General features: G+C 60.7%; 9 protein-coding genes. 7 read left to right on the top strand and 2 right to left on the bottom strand.

The genetic code is table 11. The annotated features are described in order from the left end of the window. Nucleotides 1-29 precede the first annotated feature (29 nt). Complete coding sequence (locus FEV51_RS04910; protein ID WP_138616556.1) at nt 30-2,258, bottom strand: acylase; 2,229 nt, start codon at nt 2,256-2,258, stop codon at nt 30-32. A 128-nt stretch (nt 2,259-2,386) separates the two neighbouring features. Here FEV51_RS04910 and FEV51_RS04915 point away from each other — a divergent pair, with 128 nt between their 5' ends. The 6 genes from FEV51_RS04915 (at nt 2,387) to FEV51_RS04940 (ending at nt 13,221) form a co-directional block, all read left to right on the top strand. Further along, the gene (locus FEV51_RS04915) at nt 2,387-3,838 is read left to right on the top strand and encodes an ATP-binding protein (RefSeq protein ID WP_138616558.1); all 1,452 of its coding nucleotides are present in this window, start codon (nt 2,387-2,389) and stop codon (nt 3,836-3,838) included. 55 nt (nt 3,839-3,893) lie between these two features. Next, nucleotides 3,894-4,232, top strand: a complete 339-nt coding sequence (locus tag FEV51_RS04920) for a tRNA-binding protein (protein ID WP_138616560.1) — start codon at nt 3,894-3,896, stop codon at nt 4,230-4,232. A 101-nt stretch (nt 4,233-4,333) separates the two neighbouring features. Further along, nucleotides 4,334-6,913, top strand: a complete 2,580-nt coding sequence (gene clpB / locus FEV51_RS04925; RefSeq protein ID WP_138616562.1) for an ATP-dependent chaperone ClpB — start codon at nt 4,334-4,336, stop codon at nt 6,911-6,913. A gap of 305 nt (nt 6,914-7,218) precedes the next feature. Continuing rightward, on the top strand, nt 7,219-10,752 hold the full coding sequence (locus FEV51_RS04930; RefSeq protein ID WP_138616564.1) for a TonB-dependent receptor domain-containing protein: 3,534 nt from the start codon (nt 7,219-7,221) through the stop codon (nt 10,750-10,752). Between the two features lie 184 nt (nt 10,753-10,936). Then, a complete protein-coding gene (locus tag FEV51_RS04935; RefSeq protein WP_138616566.1) occupies nt 10,937-11,422 on the top strand; it encodes a hypothetical protein in 486 nt (161 codons plus the stop codon). Nucleotides 11,423-11,931: 509 nt separating this feature from the next. Further along, nucleotides 11,932-13,221, top strand: a complete 1,290-nt coding sequence (locus FEV51_RS04940) for a putative 2OG-Fe(II) oxygenase (RefSeq protein WP_425466599.1) — start codon at nt 11,932-11,934, stop codon at nt 13,219-13,221. 155 nt (nt 13,222-13,376) lie between these two features. Here FEV51_RS04940 and FEV51_RS04945 read toward each other — a convergent pair whose 3' ends face one another. Beyond that, nucleotides 13,377-16,505 (bottom strand): TonB-dependent receptor domain-containing protein, encoded by a 3,129-nt coding sequence (locus FEV51_RS04945; RefSeq protein ID WP_138616570.1) that lies wholly within the window; start codon nt 16,503-16,505, stop codon nt 13,377-13,379. Between the two features lie 238 nt (nt 16,506-16,743). Between FEV51_RS04945 and FEV51_RS04950 the strand changes: the two genes are divergently transcribed. Then, nucleotides 16,744-17,916: an acetyl-CoA C-acetyltransferase gene (locus tag FEV51_RS04950; protein ID WP_138616571.1), complete on the top strand. Its 1,173-nt coding sequence runs from the start codon at nt 16,744-16,746 to the stop codon at nt 17,914-17,916. The last annotated feature ends 5 nt before the right edge of the window (nt 17,917-17,921 follow it).

Genomic DNA, 17,921 nt, shown 5'->3' on the forward strand with positions numbered 1-17,921 from the left:
ATTTCGTGAACGAGTGGTAGTTTAAAGGGTCAGCGGCGGTGTGCAACCGTCTTGCGGCTGGCCGCATTGGCCAGCACATCCTGCCGCCAGAAGCGCACCGGTTTCAAGCGGTGCTGGACGAACAGCGTAGCCTGATCGGTGTAATGCACAGAATCGGGCCGCGTGGTCGCCGCGCCAAAGGGCTGGATTGATTCCGACCGGACCCGCTGGCCCGGCTCCCATTCCACAAATTGCACGAAGCTGTCGCCGTGACGCACGGCCAGCCGCCCGTCCTCATGCACATCCCACAGCGTCGAAGCGCGCAGCGTGTCCGACCCGCCATCCAGCGGCAGATCAACCTCGCCCTGACGCAGCCGCAACAGCTCGCTCATCGGCGGGTCGATCCGGCCAAAATGCTTCATCAGATGCTCGGTGGCCGATTCCAGCCGTTCAAGCGGATCGGGAGCGACCTTGTTCTGGTATTCGGACGACATGAATTCGCGGATCAGCAGCAAGGCGATGCTGTCAGCGCGCCCGCGATTGTCGGCGGTGTAATCCCAGCTATTCAGCAGCGTGCGCGCGCGGGCCAGATCGGGGCGATCCGACAGATCCAGCTTGGCAATGCCCGCGTACATATCCGCGACATAGCCTGCGTGTTCATAGCCCTGGTCATATTTGATCCGCTCCAGCGTTTCGCGGTCGATAACGTCCGCCTCGCTCATCAGCTTCCATGCGCGGCGTGACCGGTTGGTGGTCTTTAGCTCCACCCCCATTTCAGCCGGCACGCTGTCAGGCGACAAATCGCTGCCCGGTCCCGCCGCATTGAACGGCGTGTTGTTGGCATTGTAGAGCCAGCCGCTGGCCGGGTTCACATATTTGGGAATGTCCGCATAGGCGACCGGGCCGGTCCAGATCAGCCGCGGATCGTCGCCCGGCAGGATACCGCGCCAGTCATATCCGGGCAGCCGGTCGGGCATGGCGGCGTTATAGACATAGGCGATATTGCCCTTGGCATCGCCGTAAATGAAATTGGTCGACGGAATATCCATCCGCGCCAGAATGCCCTGCCATTCGTCCAGCGTCTTGGCCTTGTTCAGCCGGTAATAGGCATCCAGCTGGCCGAGATTGTCGATCCCGCCATAGCGGAAGGCGAACACGCCATTGGCATTCTTAATCACCGGGCCGTGGACACTGCGATACACCGTGCGGCGCACCGGCAGGACAATGGGGCCAAACCGGACGGGTAGGGTGACGGTCTTTTCTTCCAGATCCAGCCAGCGTTCGCCCATGCGGTATTTCTTGCCGCTGTCGTCCATCACCAGCTGATAAACATCGACCATGTCGGGGCGGTTGACCGTGTTGGTCCAGCCCAGATTTTCGTTATGACCCAAGAAGGGGAAGGGGCTGCCTGGGAAGTTTGCGCCCGCGAAATGCCAGCCCTCTTCGCTTTCGACGACCAGCTCGTACCACGCCACCCCGCCGCGCCACGGTTGGTGTGCGTTGGAAACCAGCCGAGTGACCCCGTCGCCCGATTTCTCCGGCGCAATGGCAAAGGCGTTTGATCCGGACAGCGCGCCATCCTCGCCCCACGGCAGCGGTTTGGGGCGCGCCGAAATCTGCATTGGCGCACCATCGCGGATAACGCGGGTGGGTTCGATCTGCGGCTGGTCCTCGCCCGCATCCTTGGGGATGGCGGGGCCGAATTCGGGAAGCAGTGGCTCGCCCTTGACCAGCGGTTCGATCACGCCGTTAAGGCCGAAGAAAAACGGCTGGCGCAGCGCAAAGCCGGCCGCGACATCCATCCCGTCAACCGGGAACAGATTGCTCAGCTTAAGTTCTTCAGGATGCGCCTCGGCATAATCGTTCAACCCGGTGGCATAGGCATCGAACAGCGCGCGGGTATCCGCTGGCAGCTGCATATAATGCCGCTCTGCCGTGCCGCGCGCGTCGAGCAGGTGATAGACGTAATCAATCGCTGCGCCGTCTTCCCCGGCAATTGCGCCAAAGCGGCCGCGCGTCATCGCTGACACGTCCTGCAAGGTTGAAAAATCATCCTCGGCATGGGCCTGCGCCACGCCGTAAGCGACATCGGCATCGGTTTTGCCATAGATGTGGGGGACGCCAAACTCGTCGCGCACAATGTCCGCCGAATAGGCGCGGCTGGACAGCCTGACGTCGTCGCGCTGCGCCCAGAATGGCTCCCAACTTGCCAATGCCACAAAGGCGATCAGCACGATCACGATAAGCGCAAAGCCGATGCGCCCCAACCATTTCCGCATGCAGTAAGTCCTCTCCTGCAACTGGCCTAGCGGGAATTGGCCGCGCCGGAAAGGGGGTGAAACTGGAACAGGGATAAGTTGCCGCGCACCCTTCCGCCAAATGGATTCGCCCCGCTACCCCCGCCGGTGTGACAGCACAGATCACCATCGGCCATGATGCCACCGGCAAGCCGGTCGAGTTCGATATCGAGGAGCTGCTGGCAACGCGCCTGCTGGTCCAGGGCAATTCGGGCAGCGGCAAATCGCACTTGCTGCGCCGCCTGCTCGAAGAAAGCGCCGCAATGGTGCAGCAGGTGGTGATCGATCCCGAAGGCGACTTTGTGACGCTGGCCGAACCGTTCGGCCATGTGGTGATCGACGGCGCGGCCTATTCCCCGCACGAGATCGAGGCGCTGGCGCGGCGCATCCGCGAACACCGCGCATCGGTTGTGCTGGCGTTGGAAGGGCTGGAGGTCGAACAGCAAATCCGCTGTGCCGCGCAATTCCTGGGCGCGCTGTTCGATGCACCGCGGCAACATTGGTATCCGGCGCTGGTGGTGGTGGACGAGGCGCAGATGTTTGCCCCTGCGGTCGCGGGTGAAATGGCCGAAGACACGCGCCGCTTGACGCTGTCGGCGATGACCAATCTGATGTGCCGGGGCCGCAAACGCGGACTGGCCGGGATCGTCGCGACGCAGCGGCTGGCCAAGCTGGCCAAGAATGTCGCGGCAGAAGCGTCCAATTTCCTGATGGGGCGCACCTTTCTGGACATCGACATGATCCGTGCCGCCGATTTATTGGGTATGGAACGCCGCCAGGCCGAACGCATCCGCGAGCTGGAGCGCGGGCATTTTCTGGCGCTGGGTCCGGCGATCAGCCGCCTGCCTGTGGCGGTCAAGATCGGACCGGTTCAATCCGGCCACGCAGCCCGCTCAGAAGGGCTGATGCCGATGCCCGAAGCGGCGGCGGGCGATATGGAAGCGCTGCTGATGAACGAGCTGTCGGTGGAGGCCGCCAAGGCTGCACCCCCGCCGCCCCCGCCGCCCGCGCCGCGTCCCGAACAACTCGCTGACAGCATCGCGCGGGCCGAGGAGCGTCAGGCTCCGCCACTGGCCGCCGCCACTCCGCCGCCGTCAGAAATTGCCGCGCAGGTTGAGGCGATCATCGCCGCGCTGGCTGCGGAGGAGGGCAGCGCGTTCCAGTCTGCCTCCGCGCAGTTCCAGACCTTCCTGCTGCGTTGCCGGCAGCAGCGACTAATTGGCCCGCTGCCTGATATGCCCGCCTTCCGCCGCCGCTTTGCCGTGGCCGGGGCCGGGCTGGACGATCTGGACAGCGCAGTGCGCGCGCGGATCATGGAGCTGGCGCACGGGGTGGAGGACGATCTGCTTGCCCCCTTTCTGGTCATCGCGCGCAGTGCCCATGCGGGTGAAACCACTGTCGATGAAGACGCGATTGCGCGCGCCTATGGCACCAGCTCGCCGGGCCGCATTCGCCGCCTGCTCGAACATTTCGAAAAAAAGGGCGTGATTGTCGTTCGCGAGGAGTTTGGCGGCGGGCGCACGGTGATGGTGCCCGGCATGGAGCAGGTTGCGCAGTCTTGAAGTGTGGCCTTACCACGCCCTTGCAGTGACACCGGGCGGCTCGCATACATCGGACATGGAAATCGCAAGCTTCGCCCAGTTCGCAGCGCTGGACATTCGCGCCGGGACGATTGTGCGGGCGGAGCCTTTTCCCGAAGCGCGCAAACCCGCCATCAAGCTGTGGGTCGATCTTGGCAGCGAGATCGGCGTGCGCAAAAGCTCGGCCCAGATCACCAATCTCTATACACCCGAAACGCTGGTGGGCCGCCGGGTGATGGCCGTCGCCAATTTCGCCCCCCGCCAGATCGGGCCGATGCTGTCTGAAATACTGGTGCTGGGCTTCCCTGATGCGCAGGGGCGGATCGTGCTGGTCGAACCGGAAACTGCGGTGCCCGATGGCGCGCGTTTGGCGTGAGTTGCGGCGCACCCCTTCCAACTCCGCCACCGACCCCTATATTCGGGTAACACACCTTTCCACCGTGAAAGGCTGCACGGCAATCGATTGAGGGACACTGCATGAATCTCGAAAAATTCACCGATCGCGCCAAGGGTTTCCTGCAAAGCGCGCAGACCGTCGCGATACGCATGAATCACCAGCGGATTTCCCCCGCGCATATCCTCAAGGCCTTGCTTGAAGATAACGAGGGGATGGCCGCTGGCCTGATCCAGCGTGCAGGCGGCGATGCGCGCCGGGCAGTCGATGAAATCGACGCAGTGCTGGGCAAGGTGCCCGCAGTTACCGGGGGCGGGGCGCAGCAGACGCCAGGGCTGAACAATGACGCCGTGCGCATCCTCGATCAGGCGGAGCAGATTGCCGAGAAATCGGGCGACAGTTTTGTGACGGTAGAACGGCTGCTGGTCGCGCTATCGCTGGCCAGCACCACCTCTGCCGGACAGGCGCTCAAGGCAGCCAAGCTCGACCCCAAGGCGCTGGAGACCGCGATCGGCGAATTACGCGGCGGGCGTACTGCCGATTCGGCGAGTGCGGAAAATGCCTATGACGCGATGAAACGCTATGCCCGCGACCTGACGCAGGCGGCGCGCGACGGCAAGCTGGACCCGGTAATCGGCCGTGACGAGGAAATCCGCCGTACGATCCAGATTCTGGCGCGGCGGACCAAGAACAATCCGGCGCTGATCGGCGAACCCGGCACCGGCAAGACCGCGATTGCCGAAGGTCTGGCGCTGCGCATTGCCAATGGCGACGTGCCCGACAGCCTGAAAGGCCGCACGCTGATGAGCCTCGACCTTGGCTCGCTGATCGCCGGGGCGAAATATCGCGGCGAGTTCGAAGAACGGCTGAAGGCGGTACTTGACGAGGTAAAGGGCGCCGATGGCCAGATCATCCTGTTCATCGATGAAATGCACACGCTGATCGGCGCGGGCGCGTCGGAGGGCAGCATGGATGCCGGCAATCTGCTCAAACCCGCACTCAGCCGCGGCGAGCTGCACTGTATCGGCGCGACCACGCTGGATGAATACCAGAAATATGTCGAGAAAGACCCCGCTTTGCAGCGACGCTTTCAGCCAGTGCATATCGCTGAACCCTCGGTGGAGGATACAATCAGCATCCTGCGCGGGCTGAAGGAGAAGTACGAGCTGCACCACGGCGTGCGGATCACGGACGGTGCGATTGTCGCGGCTGCGCAGCTGTCCAACCGTTATATCCAGAACCGCTTTCTGCCCGACAAGGCGATCGATCTGATGGACGAGGCCGCCAGCCGCATCCGCATGGAAGTGGAGAGCAAGCCAGAGGAAATCGAAAACCTCGACCGGCGCATCATCCAGCTCAAGATCGAAGAGCAGGCGCTGCAAAAGGAAACCGACCGCGCCTCGCAGGACCGGCTGACCGCGCTGCGCAAGGAGCTGGCCGAGCTGGAGCAGCAATCATCCGAGCTGACCACCCGCTGGCAGAACGAGCGGGACAAGATCCATGCCGAGGCCAAGCTGAAAGAACAGCTCGATGGTGCGCGGCTGGAACTGGAGCAGGCGCAGCGTGAAGGCGATCTCGCCAAGGCGGGGGAGCTGTCCTACGGGCGCATCCCGCAGCTGGAAAAGCAGCTGGCCGAGGCCGAAGGTCATACCGAGAATGCACTGCTGCGCGAAGAGGTCACCGATGACGACATTGCGGGCGTTGTCAGCCGTTGGACCGGCATTCCGGTTGATCGCATGCTGGCGGGCGAGCGCGAAAAGCTGCTCGATATGGAGAACCTCATTGGCAAGCGGGTGATCGGCCAGAGCCAGGCGATCGAGGCGGTGGCCAAAGCCGTCCGCCGGGGCCGGGCGGGGCTGCAAGACCCCAATCGCCCGCTCGGCAGCTTCCTGTTCCTCGGCCCGACCGGCGTCGGCAAAACCGAGCTGACGAAAGCGCTGGCCGGTTTCCTGTTCGATGACGACAGCGCAATGGTGCGCATCGACATGAGCGAGTTCATGGAGAAGCACGCGGTCGCCCGCCTGATTGGCGCGCCTCCGGGCTATGTCGGGTATGAAGAGGGCGGCGTGCTGACCGAAGCGGTACGGCGGCGGCCCTATCAGGTGGTGCTGTTCGACGAGGTCGAAAAGGCGCATTCGGACGTCTTCAACGTGCTGCTGCAAGTGCTCGACGATGGCCGCCTGACCGACGGGCAGGGCCGCGTGGTGGACTTTACCAACACGCTGATCATCCTGACCAGCAACCTCGGCAGCCAGTTTCTGGCGAACATGGAGGATGGTCAGGGGGTCAAGGATGTCGAGCCCCAGGTGATGGATGTGGTGCGCGGACATTTCCGCCCCGAATTCCTTAACCGGCTGGACGAGATCATCCTGTTCCACCGCCTGAGCCAGGAACACATGGCACCCATCGTCAAACTGCAGGTCGCGCGGGTGCAGAAACTGCTCAAGGACCGCAAGATCGCCATCGATCTTACCGAGGCGGCAGAACGCTGGCTGGGCCGGGTCGGGTACGATCCCGTCTACGGCGCCCGCCCGCTCAAGCGCGCGGTGCAACGCTATCTGCAAGATCCGCTGGCGGACAAATTGCTGAGGGGCGAGGTACCCGATGGGGCATCGGTCAAGATAGACGAGGGCGATGGTGCGCTGGTCATGACGGTGGTGTAACGCATTGGCAACACACTGAGGAAATGGCTTGGCAAATTTCGGTGCCACATAAATTCTGCTACCAGAATTGGCGGTCCCCTGCGGTTTTCCGGCTACAACCTATGCTGTGTGATTTTCGCCACAAGGCGCCCAAAAAGCTATTCTGCGCTTTGACAAGGCGGCCCGTCTCTTGCAGGAAAGAAGTTCTAGGGACTGGGGGTCTCCTGATTCAAGGGCGCCATGCATGGACGCTGCGGCAAGTTGCCGTGATCGGACGCTGGCTTTGATTGGGAAATTCAGTTCCGGTTGTCGCGACTGGAGTTGATATGAAAACGTTTCACGAAAATACAATTAAGGGTCTTGCGGTCTCGGTTTCCGCACTCGCACTGGTAGCCGGTGCGCCTGCATGGGCGCAGACTTCGCAGCCTTCTGGCGTAACGTCCAACGAAACCCAGACCATCGATTGCGATGACTATGTCAACGCGCCCGACGGCACTGTAATCCCGGTAGAGTGCGACAACGCACCTGTCGACGTGACGGGTACGGGCGCGGACGGCTCGGTTACGCCGGGCTCGATCGTTGTTACTGGTTCGCGCATTAAGCGCGATACCTATAGCAGCATCTCGCCGCTTCAGGTGATCACCACAGAAGCTTCAAATGAACAGGGCTTGTTTGATCCGTCGCAGATTCTGCAACGTTCGGAATCGGCTTCGGGTCAGCAGATCGACGCCACCTTCCAGGGCTTCGTGCTCAACAACGGTCCGGGTTCGCAGACGCTGAACCTGCGCGGCCTTGGTGCCGACCGAACTCTGCTGTTGGTAAATGGCCGGCGTCTCGCGCCGTCGGGTACCGAAGGCGCACCAGTCAATCCTTCGATCAACCTGCTGCCAGGTTCACTGATCGACCGCTATGACCTGCTGCTTGATGGCGCGTCGTCGGTTTACGGTTCGGACGCTGTCGCAGGTGTCGGTAACGTCATTCTCCGCAAGGATTTCGACGGCCTTGAACTTTATGCTCGTGGCGAAATCAACCCGCAGGGCGGCGGCGATGACTATACGGTCAGCGCGGCTTTCGGTAAGAACTTTGACCGTGGCTTTATCGGCATCGGTGCGGAATATGATTTCCGTGACACTGTTCGCTTTAATGATCGCGATTTCTTCCGCGGTTGCGACAAGAACTATGAAGTCGATCAGGATGGCAACATCTACACTCTCGGGGTGCGCGATAATGCGGTGGTTCTAAATGCATCGGGTGGCGCAGTTGGCGTTTCAGAGAACGAATGCAAAATCGGCGGCATTTCAGGTCGTCTCTTCAATCCCTACACTTTCTCAGGTTCGATCTATTATCAGGGGGACAATGGTCTCGCATTCCCGGGCTTTGTACCTGGCTATAGCGACTCGCAGAATGCCTTTGGTCAGCAGATCGATTTCAACGGAGACGGTATCCGCGACGTCGATTTCCAGAACGTCAACACCAATGGATCCAATCTCGACCAAGTGTTCCAGAGCCAGCAGAAGCTCTACAACATCATGGCTTATGGCGAATACACCTTCCCTAGTGAAGTCAATCTGACGCCGTTTTTCGAGGCCAATTACAGCCGCGCGGAAATTTTTGCTGACAATGCAGGTACGCCGCAGATTTTCCCGTCGGTACCTGATCTTAACGCTTTCAACCCTTGTAACTTTGCAACCAACCCTAATGGTGTTGACTGCCGTCTAGCTGACAATGCGATCAACAATTTCCCAATCTATAGCCCGACCGGGGGTTTTAATGGCAGCTCGTTCTCGGGAATCAATCTGCCGGTTCTGCCAATCGTTTCGGTTCGCGGTGATCGTAATAACACCGATGTTGTTCAGGAACAGTACCGCGGCGTGATTGGCGTACGCGGCGATTTGCCTTTCATCGATCCAAGCTGGACGTTTGAAGTTTCGGGCGTGTATTCGCGCTCTGAAGGTACTTCTGTCCGGCGCGGTATCCGTGAGGACAAGCTGGCGTTTGCGCTGGGTATCGATCCCACTGGCGATTTCAACGGTGACGGAATTGTAGACAACGACACCGACGCCAACGGCGACGGCATCCCCGACAATCCTGGTGACGGTATCGCAGATGATTACGATTCAGACTATGATGTCTTCGGTGCCTTTGGTGATCCGCTCTTTATTGGTGCCTGTAATGGCGCCGGTCTCGCCAATCCCGACCTAGCAGCATCAGATCTGCTTCAGGGTTGTGTGCCGGTAAATCTGTTCGCTCCCAGCCTTCTGACTGGGGCAATTGGTGATTTCGCTTCGCAGGCTGAACGCGATTATGTCTTCGGTGTTCGCAGCTTCGATACCACTTATGAGCAGATGATCGGTAACGCCTTCATCACCGGTGATCTTTTTGATCTCCAGGGCGGCCCCGCTGGCGCTGTGCTGGGTGTTGAAATCCGCAAGGACAGGATCGATTCGCAGCCGAATGATGTCGCTTCTAATGGCCTGTTCTTCGGCTTCTTCCGTGACCGCGGCGCCGTTGGCAGCAAGGTGACCAAGGAAATATTTGCGGAGCTCGATCTTCCGCTGACGGCTGATAAGCCTTGGGTGCGCGAATTGAGCCTCAATGTCTCCGGTCGGCTTACCGATGACGAAATCTATGGCACAAACTACACCTACTCGCTCAAGGCGGGCTGGCGCCCGGTTGACCCGCTGTTGCTGAAGTTCAGTTATGGTACGTCGTTCCGTGCTCCAAACCTTCGCGAAAACTTCCTGCTGGGTCAGTCGGGCTTCCTGACACTGTTCGATCCGTGTGCTGTTCCTGCCAACGCTTATTTCCCGCTGGCTGGTGGGTATGATCCCACTCAGGATGAGCGTGATCCGCAAGTGCTTGCTGCTTGTCGTCGCGAAGGGCGCGATCCGACAACGGTCGGGACCAACGGTGTAACCACTATCCAGAGCACCAGCATTGAAGTGGAAACTCAGGGTAGCTTGGACATCGATCCGGAAACGTCACGTTCGCTGACGGCCGGCTTCGCTTTCGAAGAAACACTTGGTGACGGATTTGATGTGGCGCTGGGCGCAAGCTATTTCGATATCAAGGTGAAGAATGCCATTGTCGAACTGAGTTCACAGTTCGCCATCAACGATTGCTTCACCCGCAGCGATGGTCAGCGTAGTACGTTTTGTGATGTCCTCACCTACGGTGCGACCGCGGGCAGCCGCCAGCTGATCACCGATGTGACGCCGATCTTCCTGAACCAGGATGCAGAGAGCGTTCGCGGCATCGATTTCAGCGCCAACTTTGGCAAAGAAGTCACCTTTGGCAACACTCTGGTTGATTTCGGTCTGAACCTTCGTGCCAACCATTTGATCGAACGCAGTTCGCTGTTTGTGGGTGATGATGGCCAACCGATCCGTTCGGATGTCACCGGTGAGTTTGGCTTCCCGAAATGGACTGGCCGCGCTGCTTTCACTGCTGACGTGGATAAGTTCCGCTTCACATGGACGACGCGCTACATCGGTGCGGTCGAACAGAACGAAGATGGTATTGACGCATTCAGCGATGCCTTTGGCAATGGTCCCGATGGCAATCCCACCGGCTTCTTCAGCGATACTTGCCTTGGTGGCGGTTCGGCGAATGGCGTGGTTCCGGGTGACGGTCGTTATTGCCGGGACGTTGGTTTCGCCAAGGAGCAGTTCCTGCACACCGCATCGATCCGTTATCGCGCTGATACGTTCACGATCATTGCTGGTGTTGATAACATCTTTAACACCGCTCCGCCGCTGGTTGACAGCAGCGAAGTCCTTGCCATCGCCAACACTGCGATCGGTAACGGCTATGACTATGACGGCCGCGAATTCTTCCTCTCGGTCGAGAAAAAGTTCTGATTGTCAGCTAAGCGATAAGCGAACAACAAGAGGGGCGGGGGTTTTCTCCCGCCCCTTTTTTGTGCCAGCTTCCGAAGCGGCAGGCAGTGACCAAGCCCGTGCGCTGCGGCGAAGTCTTGGTCTGGCGTTTTCAATCTGATAGATCATCCCGGCACATTTGATCCATCCGAGAGGAAATTCGCCGATGTCACCTATGTACGCCATTGCAACGCTCGCTCTGGCCCCGTTGGCCGCTCTAACTGCCCAGATAGCGCACGCCCAGACCCAGCCTGCGGACAGCCCGTTGCTGCCGTGCCGCGCGATTGAGAAGAAGTCCGATCGGCTTGAATGCTACGACCGCGCGATGGATGCGGTTTACGGTGTCGATCAGGCGCTGATGCAGCAGCGTGAGGAAAGCCGCCGCAATAATTTTGGCGATGCTGATGCTGCGCAAGAGGACCGCGCCACGGAAATCACCGCCACGATCACCAATATGGATTACGATCAGCGCTATGACATCCTCCAGATCGAACTCGACAATGGGCAGGTATGGCGCGCGACGTCGCTGGGCGCGCTGCGTAACGGCTTTGAGCGCGGGCAGGTTGTTTTGATCAAGAAAAGCGGTCTGGGTGGTTACAAGCTGACAATGGAAGGCCGGAACGGCTTTCGCGGCGTGCAACGCGTCCGGTGATGGATGCGCGCGGCGCGCAGCACGCTCTGGCACAGGCGCAGCTTGCTCTCCAGCAGGGTAGGCCTGGTGAAGCCAAAACGCTGCTCGCCGGATTGAGACGCCAGCTCCCGCGCGAAAAGGCCATACTCTATCTCAGCGCCAGAGCAGAGCGGGCTGCGGGCGACCACGCTGCGGCTGCAGCTTACCTGCGCAAGGCCACCAAAGCCGCTCCGAAGGAAGCGCCACTATGGGCGGAGCTGGGCCAATCGCTCGACGATGCCGGATCGCCGCGTGACGCGGTGCGCGCCTATGACCGGGCGTTGCAACTGGCGCCGGCGCTGATTGATGCTGCGATTGATCGCGCGGTGGTACGCGCTCGGGCGCTGGGCGAGGCTGCGGGACTGGACGAGCTGCGTGCGCTGGCGGCGGCCAATCCGCAGCATTTGCGGGCCTGGCGCAATCTGGCGATCCTCGAGCGCGAGGCACTGGCTCCCGAACGTTCCAGCGCGGCAGCCGATCACGTGCTGCACATGGCGCCCGGCGATGCCAAGGCGCTGGCTTGCAAGGCCTATGCGCAGTTCGATGCGGGCGCCCCCAGCGCGGGCCTGTTCGCCAAGGCGCGTGACAGTGATCCGCGTAATCCCGATCTTGTTCTGAAGCACGCGGCTGCGCTCCACGCAGAGGGGCATTCGGACGAAGGCGAGCGCCTGCTTGATGCCGTCACCGCGGCCAATCCGCATTGGGTGGAAGCGCACCGCACCTTGGCGCAATTGCGCTGGGAGGCGCAGACGGGTCCAGATCCGCTGGCCAGTTTCGTGCGCGCTGAAGCTGGTGGAGCGTTGCCGGCGGAAGTGTGGGTGGAGCACGCGAGGCTGGCTGAACGGTTTGCGGACTCTCAGGCGGCAGATGCCATTATCGCCCGTGCCAGCGAGGCCATGGGGCCAAACCTGCAAATCGACCTGATCGCTGCCCAGATTGCGTGTGAGGCAGATGATTTTGCCGGGCGCGAGGCTGAGATTGCGAAAATCCGCGATCGGCACGATCCTGCGGCGGCTTTGACCCTGTGCCGCTGGTTGGGGCGGATGCACCGGTTTGACGAGCTTTGCGAACGTAGTGAGGCCTTGTGGAAGCGGGGGTTTGGCCGTGATGTCCTGCCCTACGTCGCGCTTGGGTGGCGGGGTATCGACGATCCGCGCTGGGAATGGCTTGAGCGCGGGGGCGGGTTTGTTCGCGCGATGGATCTGGCTGGCGAGATTGACGATCTGGAGGCATTGGCGGCACGTTTGCGGAGCCTGCACCGGACCAAACACCACCCGCTTGAGCAATCTCTGCGCGGCGGTACGCAAACCGATGGCATGCTGTTTGCGAACAGCAGCCCCGAGATCCGGCAGTTGCGCGATGTTATCGAGGCAGCGATTGCCCACTATCTGGCGGAGCTTCCCAAGGCGGACCGCAAGCATCCGTTGTTGTCATTGCCGCGCGATCATCACCGCTTTGCGGGCGCGTGGTCGGTGCGACTGGCGGGAGGGGGCTTCCACGTCCAGCATTTCCATCAGGCGGGCGATCTGAGCTCTGCCTGTTACATCGCCTTGCCTGACGGCCTGGGAGCGGGCGCGGGAAGTGACGGCGCAGCGGCGCATGCGGGCTGGCTCAGCGTAGGCGAACCGCCTGCGGAGTTTGGTCTGGATTGGGAACCGCTCAAGCTGATCGAGCCGCGTGAGGGGCTGCTGGCGCTGTTCCCTTCGTGGAGCTGGCATGGCACGCGGCCATTCGCAGCCGGAGAGCGGCTCACCGTCGCATTCGACGTCGCGCTAGGCTGAATTTCTGACATATCGGATGAGTGCGCAGTCTTGGCCGCGCCTCCCTGCACTCAAGAATTTCTGAGCGAGCAATTACGGTATTGGGCTGAGGATTCTGGACAAAAAGAAAGGCGGGCCGAAGCCCGCCTTTCCTGTTTGTACCGATTTCGAACTGCTTAGAATTCGAGGGTCGCGCTTGCGAAGATGCGACGGCCAACCGGATCGTAGGTTTCGACATAGGTGTTGCCGTTGCTGCCACCGAAGTTGGAGGCGATGATCGGCGGTTCCTTGTCGAGGATGTTGTTGACACCGAAACGCAGCGTAACCGGATCGAGCTGATACGAAAGCGTCAGATCGAAATAGCTCTGCGAGCCGATATTGGCAGTGGTGACCTGCGAACCTGTGCCGAGATCGTCGTCAGTGCTCGTCTGATCCCAATCGACTGGGCCAAAGTACCGCCAGCGTCCCGAGAGGCCAATTCCGCCGTCGAACTGATATCCGATGCGAAGCTGATGGCGCCAGTCAGGCTGCGGCGAGCCGCAGGTGTTACCATGATAACCGGCACAATCGTACACGCCATCATTACCGTTGACCGCAGCACCCGTATCGAACTCGAAATTGTCGAGATACGTACCAGTGAAACCGATAGTTACCCGGCCCGGTCCGATCGAGCGGTTATACGCCGCTGAGATATCGACACCTTCGGTCGAGACGCCACCGACATTCTGCGTCACGTTGGTCACGAAACCACCGTTGACCCACAAGGCAAGGCTACCGGGAGCGCGCGTAACTGCATTGCAGAACAACGGATCGCCGGTCTGGCCACACAGGTTGAGGACGCTCTGCGCGCCCAGGGTCGAAATCGCCGAGTCTACCGAGATGTTATAGTAGTCAACCGCGAGACTGAAACCGGGAAGGATATCGCGAGGATCAAGCACAACACCGGCGGTATAGGTGTCAGCCTTTTCCGGGTTTACGTTCACGTTGCCACCGATGAACTGGTTGTACTGACCAGCCGGGCTAGCGGCGATTGAGCCGTACCGGTTGGCGGGTACACCCAGGTTCTGACACTGAGCAACCGTGAAGTCGGGGTTTGCGCCTGCGCAGGGATCGCTGCCGCTGAACAGCGCCACACGGCTGGGCGAGAACAGTTCAAGGATGTTAGGAGCACGGACCGCGCGGTTGTAACCCCCGCGGAACTTGACCCATTCAACCGGAGCAAATTCAACGAGCGCCTTGTAGGTGTCAGTCTGCGCGCCAGTGCTGTAGTCCGAATAGCGATATCCGAGTTCGAACGCCAGCAGATCGACAAAACCGTCCTCGATCAGCGGGATGCGAAGTTCGCCGAAGACTTCCTTCACATCGAAGCGGCCTTCAACATCGAGCTGCGGGCTACCCTGGCCGGCACCGTCCTGCGTCTGGAAAGCGAGATCGTTGCGGGTCGAAAGCAACTCTTCACGATACTCGGCACCGATTGCAAAACCGATTGGGCTGGCATTGCCGATGCTCATCAGATCGCCGGCGATATAGGCATTGACGATCACTTCTTCCACTTCGCCCTTCGAAAGGAGCGGAATGTTGACGTAATCGATTGCGGCCTGAGTGATGCCATCACGCGGATCACCGCTGGTTACGATACCAGGGCCCTGGAACGGATTGTAAACCGAACAGGATGGATCGGTACCATCGACAACCGACTGACAGACAACGTTGCCATTGGCGTCGGTGGTCGCCTGAAGCGCATTGCGCAGACGCGAGACCGAGAAGTCGTTGTTGTAGACCTGGCTGAAGATCGTGGTGCCGTACTGGACCGACGCGTCGTAACGGATGTTGTCGGTGATCGGACCACGCAGGCCGCCAACCATGCGATAAGCGGTGTGACGAAGATCGTCGAAACGCGGACCACCTTCGACGTTACGCTTGCCGATATAGATCGGAACGATGCCGGCACCGGTAGGATCGGTATCGGCTACGCCGTCACCGTCGGTGTCGATAAAGTCGCCATTTTCTTCAACGCCGTCGATTGCATTACACAGGAATGCGCCCTGACCAGCGGTGAACAGCGGGCTGTTGCAATCCAGATTGTACTGTTCGGCAAAGAATGTGCCGGACTGTGCGATCTGAGCCTGCGACCGATCGTCCATGAACATGAATTCGGCATAGGCAGTGATCGCCGGCGAGATTTCATAATCGCCGAAGAAACCAGCCGTATATCGGGTGTCGGGACGCTGGAAGTAGTTGATCGGGTTGTAGTTATAGGCTGCGAACGGACGGCTGAAGTCGTCCGATCCGTCAGCTACAAGCGTGCCGAACAGGTTGAAGAACGGATCGGTGACGGTCGCGTATGGCGCCGTCGAGGAGCCACCGCACGATGCGTTGTCGTTGTTGCCACCACCGGTGAGGGCGCAGAACGAATAGTCACGGTCGCCAAGGAACAGCGCCTCGACTTCGCGATAGCCGACATAGCCGGTTACGTGGCCGCGGCCATCGTCGAAGGCAGCGCCGACCGACAGTTCAACATTATACTGCTGACCGCCAACCGTATTGCCGCTCGGCGGAGTGAAGCCGCGCGCATCATTACGGTCGAGGATGGTCTGGCCATCGCCGCGAACGACCTGGTTGGTGTCGTTGTCGTGCTGATAGAAGCCGTAGGTTGCATCGAGGCGAACGCCTTCGAAATCGGTGTCCATGACGAAGTTGACAACGCCGGCAACAGCGTCGGCACCGTAGGTTGCAGAAGCGCCGCCGGTGAGAACTTCAACACGTTCGATCAGACCAGCAGGGATCTGGTTAAGATCGGCTGCGGGCAGCGCGGGATCGCCCGGCTGCAAACGGCGACCATTGACCAGCACTAGGGTGCGCGAGGTGCCGAGACCGCGAAGATCGACCGTTGCGGTGCCGCTGGCGCCGTTGGCGATAAAGGCGTTCTGGCCGCCGACAACCTGCGGCAGCGAGTTGAGCAGATCTTCCACGCGGACGGTGCCGGTGTCAGCCACTTCCTGTGCACCGACGACGGTGACGGGGCTGGCGCTTTCGACTTCGGGACGGCCGATACGCGAGCCGGTAACGATAATCGCGTTGGTTTCAGTGACGGTCGGATCGTCGACGGTTGAATCGTCGGCGGGGCCAACCTGGGCGAAGGCAGGCTGCGAAAGCAGTGCCAGGCCAAGTACGGCAGGAGCCGCGCTGGCTTTGAGATAGCTGTGAATTTTCACTCTGTAGATCCTCTTTTTAAAACCGGTCCCGGAAGGGGTCCCGGTATAAAAACCCCTGGTTGGGCATAGCCAGTCACGCCGTGCGATCATGGTTTACCTTCCGGTGGAGGCTCGCATTTGCCTTGTGAGAGGGGGGCAATGCAAAGCTTTTGTTACAAAGGGAACCGATTGGCGCATGCGGTGTTGCCCGCAAAGCACACCCCTGTCGGAGGACACCGATTCCCTCCGAGGGCCGCAGCAATCCAGCGTAAATGCAACCAAGCGTGCTTGATTCTCCACAATCGCGCACCTAATGCCAGTGGCAATTCGCAACGCATAGGAGAGCGCGGTGCCCGAAGCATATATCGTCGAAGCTGTAAGGACTGCCGGGGGGCGCCGTGGGGGCCGTCTGGCCGGGGTGCATCCGGTCGATCTGGCGGCGGTATCGCTGGATGCGATCATCGCGCGGTCGGGTGTCGATCCGGCGGCGGTCGAGGATGTCGTGATGGGTTGCGTCAGCCAAGGCGGCGAACAGGCCATGCAGGTCGGGCGCAATGCCGTGCTGGCCAGCAAGCTGCTCCCGCAATCGACACCGGCAGTGACGATTGACCGCCAGTGCGGGTCGTCGCAGCAGGCGATCCAGTTTGCCGCACAAGCGGTGATGTCGGGCACGCAGGACGTCATTATCGCCAGCGGCGTCGAGAGCATGAGCCGCGTGCCGATGGGTTCCACCGCCATGCTGCATATGAAAGAGGGGCTGGGGCATTACAAATCGCCCGGGCTCGAAGAGAAATATCCCGGCATCCAATGGTCGCAGTTCATGGGTGCGGAGATGATCGCCGCCAAACATGGCCTGTCAAAAGACGATATGGACCGGTTTGCACTGGCCAGCCATGAGAAAGCGATTGCGGCGACCAAGGCCGGAGCGTTCGAAGCCGAGATAGTTCCGGTCGAGATCGAGACGCCTGAGGGCAACGAGATGCACACGGTGGACGAGGGGATACGCTTCGATGCCACGCTGGAAAGCATCGCCTCGGTCAAATTGCTCAGCCCCGATGGCAAGATCACAGCCGCCAGCAGCAGCCAGATCTGCGACGGATCCAGCGCGGTGCTGGTGGTGTCCGAACGGGCGCTCAAGCAGCATGGCCTCACCCCGCTGGCGCGTATCCACAATCTGACCGTGACGGCGGGCGATCCGGTGATCATGCTGGAGGAACCGCTGTTCGCCACCGACCGCGCATTGCAGCGCGCGGGCCTGAGCATTGGCGACATCGATCTGTTCGAGGTAAACGAAGCGTTTGCTCCTGTGCCGCTGGCATGGCTCAAACACACCGGCGCTGATCCTGAGCGGCTCAACGTCAATGGCGGCGCGATTGCGTTGGGCCACCCTCTTGGTGCATCAGGCACCAAGCTGATGGCCACGCTGGTCCACGCGCTGCGCGCCCGCGGCAAGAAATACGGCCTCCAGACGATGTGCGAAGGCGGCGGCGTCGCCAATGTCACCCTCGTCGAGGCGCTTTAATTCCT

The sequence above is a fragment of the Qipengyuania marisflavi genome, assembly GCF_005884405.1.
Taxonomy (GTDB): Bacteria; Pseudomonadota; Alphaproteobacteria; order Sphingomonadales; family Sphingomonadaceae; genus Qipengyuania; species Qipengyuania marisflavi.